Origin of the sequence: Phenylobacterium sp. (assembly GCF_035276905.1) — a bacterium.
Classification (GTDB): Bacteria; Pseudomonadota; Alphaproteobacteria; order Caulobacterales; family Caulobacteraceae; genus Phenylobacterium.
Genome location: NZ_DATELG010000436.1, coordinates 1 through 3,248, shown reverse-complemented (window position 1 = coordinate 3,248; position 3,248 = coordinate 1). Strand labels below are relative to the sequence as shown.

Here is a 3,248-nt window from a genome sequence, read left to right as displayed (position 1 = left end):
CGCGCCGTTCTGGACGACGAAGCTCTCGGCCCCGATGGCGAAGCTCTGCTCGCCCATCTTCACGGTGGCCGTCTGGCCCTTCAGGTCAGCGATCTGGCCGATCACCACCCCGGTCTTGTCCTTGACCGGCATGCCCGCCGAGAGGGCGGCGCTCGAAGAGGGGCTCGTGGCGGACGTTTGCGAGGACGCCGATGGCGACTGGGCGGATTGGGCGGCCGGCTGGGCGAACGCCGGAAGGGCGGTCGCAAGCGCCGCGGCGGCGACGGCGAGGGTCATGGTGAGGCGCACAAGCAGTTCCTTCCTGAGGTTTTCTCCGGGGTCTCCAGCATGTGACTCAATGGGGCGAGGACTGGGCCGAACCTGGACTTCGGCACGACCGAGCTTGACCATGGTCAGCGCTGGCGCCGCCGGCGAGGCGGCAGGCGCCAAACGCGCGGGCGCGAAAAAAGTCCCCGGCGGGCGACCGGGGACTTCATTTCCACGGCGGACGCTCCGACTGGAGAACGGAGCGGGGTGGAACGGGGGGCTTGTGTTCCGCCGCAGCGCACCAACAAGGGTCATATGTCGGGGTTCCGACACATGGCCGTGAGCGCTGGTCCCGCCAGCTGGTCGGCGCGAAAAAAAAGCCGCGCCCGAAGGCGCGGCAGTCATAGGGAGGAAACGCCCAGGATGGGCGCCTCCATCTGAACGCTGCTTAGACGTTCTGCAACCCCTAAAATGCAGGCTGCGACAATTTTGTCCCGATCACCGGCCGGCGTCGGCGCTCAGCTCCTCCGCGGCGGGCCACGGTTGGAACCGTGACGCCAGGCGCCCGGCCACCCGTGCACGAGACCTTCCCGCGCTGAAGCTATTGACGGACACGCTCGCGCTCCTATTTTGTTAGGTAGGAACCTATCAAATATGACCGATCGAAGATCCGACGAACGCGCCTTCACCGCCCGCCTGCTGCGGCTCACCCGGATCTACCGGCGCGAGACCGACAAGGCGCTGGCCGCGCATGGCATCTCCGACGCCCGCGCCCTGCCGGTGCTGCAGATCGCGCGCCTGGGCGAAGGCGTGCGCCAAGGCGTGCTGGCCGAGGAACTCGGGGTGGAGGGGCCGTCCCTGGTCCGCATCCTTGACCAGCTGGCCGCCGCGGGCCTGGTCGAGCGCCGCGACGATCCCAACGACCGGCGCGCCAAGACCCTGCATCTGAGCGACGAAGGCCGGGCGATGGCGGCCCTCGTCGAGCTGCGGCTCGACGCGCTGCGGAGCAGGCTGCTCGCCGAGATCGACGATGCGGACCTGGCGAGCGCTCTGCGCGTCTTCGCGCGTTTCGAAGCGGCGCTGGAGACAGCCCATCGCAAGCCCCGGAGCGCCGGAAGCTGAACCGATGCCGACGTTCAATCGCCATACGCTGCTGTTCTCGCTGAACAGTTTCGCGGCCTCGATGCTGGCGCTCTACATCGCGCTGGCCGTCGGGCTGCCGCGACCGTACTGGGCGATGACCACCGCCTACATCGTCAGCCAGCCGCTCTCCGGAGCCGTGCGGTCGAAGGCGATCTACCGCGTCGTCGGCACCATCATCGGCGGCCTGGCGACCGTCGCCCTGGTCCCCAACCTGGTGAACGCCCCGCCCCTGCTCTGCCTGGCGCTGGCGCTATGGGTCGGCGGCTGCCTGACCATCTCGCTGCTCGACCGCACGCCGCGCAGCTACCTCGTCGTGCTGGCGGGCTACACCGCCGCCCTGATCGGCTTTCCGGTGGTGGGCCAGCCGGACACGGTGTTCGACGTCGCCGTCGCCCGCGTGGTCGAGATCGGCCTCGGCATCGTCTGCGCCAGCCTGACCCACAGCCTGGTCTTCCCCCGGCCCGTCGGCCGGGTGCTGCAGCACCGCCTGGGCGAGTGGCTGCAGGAGGCCGACCGCTGGGTCCTGGACGTGCTGAGCGCGGCCCCGGGCGCGGTCTCGGCGCGTGACCGCACCGCGCTCGCCGCCGCGACCACCGAGATCCAGATGCTGGCCAGCCATCTGCCCTTCGACACCTCGCGCCTGCGCGACACGCGCGCGGCGGTGCGCGCGGTGCAGGAGCGGATGCTGATGCTGATCCCGCTGATCTCGGGTCTGGCGGACCGGATCGCCGCCCTGGAGGCCGAGGGCGGCCTCGACGCCGAGACGGCCGCCATCCGCGAGGCCGCCGCAGACTGGATCCGGGCCGGCGCCGCGCTGGAGACCCGCGCCGATCTCCTCGATCGGGTCGGGCGCCATCAGGCGGCCCTGCCGCTGAACGATTGGCGCGGCCTGCTGACCGAGAGCCTGATGCTGCGGCTGCGCGAGACGGCGACGGCGCTGTCCGAGGCCCACGCCCTGCGCGGCCATCTGCGCTGGCCGGACGCGCCGCTTGCGCCCGAGACCGCCCAGGCGGTCGCCCAGGCCGGCCGGCGCCCGCTGCACGTGGACCTGCCATTGGCCGTCCTGTCGGGCGCGACCGCGGTGATCGCCATCCTGATCGCCTGCGTCCTGTGGATCGGCCTCGGCTGGAACGACGGCGTCACCGCGGCGATGATGACAGCGGTCTTCTGCTGCCTGTTCGCCACCCTCGACGACCCGGCGCCGCAGATCGCCAAGTTCGCGATCTTCGCCTTCCTGTCGCTGCCGCTGGCGGGGCTGTACCTGTTCGCCGTCCTGCCGGCGGTCAGCGGCTTCGCCATGCTGACGGTCGCGCTCGCGCCGATCCTGATCTTCATTGGGCTCTACATCGCCGAGCCGAAGACCACCGGCGAGGGCCTGGCCATTGTCATGACCTTCCTGAACGCGCTCGCCCTGCAGGAAAGCTTCCACCCGGACCTGCCGAGCTTCGTCAACGCCAACCTCGCCCAGTTCGTCGGCGCCTTCATCGCCATCGTCGTCACCCGCACCCTGCGCTCGATGAGCGCCGAGGCCAGCGCACGGCGGCTGCTGCGCCGCACGTGGTTGGGGCTGGCGGCCATGGCCCGCGCCGGCGCGGGGCCCGAGCACGGCGCCTTCGCAAGCCTGCTGGTGGACCGCCTGGCCCTGCTGAGCCCGAAGCTGGCGGGCGCGGGCGAGGTGCGCGACGAACTCGGCGACGCAGCCCTTGCGGACCTGCGGGTGGCCATGAACCTGGTCAGCGTCCAGACCTCGCGGCCGCAGGTCGGCGGCCCGGTCGGCCGCCGGCTCGACGCCGTCAGCCGAGGCCTGGCCGCGCACTTCTCGCGCCTGGCCCGCGATGGACGCCAGCCCCCCGGGCCCG

General features: G+C 71.2%; 3 protein-coding genes. 2 read left to right on the top strand and 1 reads right to left on the bottom strand.

Annotation, left to right across the window (positions count from 1 at the left end; all coding sequences use genetic code 11):
* Window positions 1-288, bottom strand: a 288-nt coding sequence (locus tag VJS38_RS20790; RefSeq protein ID WP_324090058.1) for a hypothetical protein, incomplete at its 3' end; no start/stop codon positions are given.
* Window positions 289-900: 612 nt separating this feature from the next.
* Here VJS38_RS20790 and VJS38_RS20785 point away from each other — a divergent pair.
* Window positions 901-1,368: a MarR family winged helix-turn-helix transcriptional regulator gene (locus VJS38_RS20785; protein ID WP_324090057.1), complete on the top strand. Its 468-nt coding sequence runs from the start codon at window positions 901-903 to the stop codon at window positions 1,366-1,368.
* 4 nt (window positions 1,369-1,372) lie between these two features.
* On the top strand, window positions 1,373-3,248 hold a 1,876-nt coding region (locus tag VJS38_RS20780), incomplete at its 3' end, for an FUSC family protein (protein ID WP_324090056.1).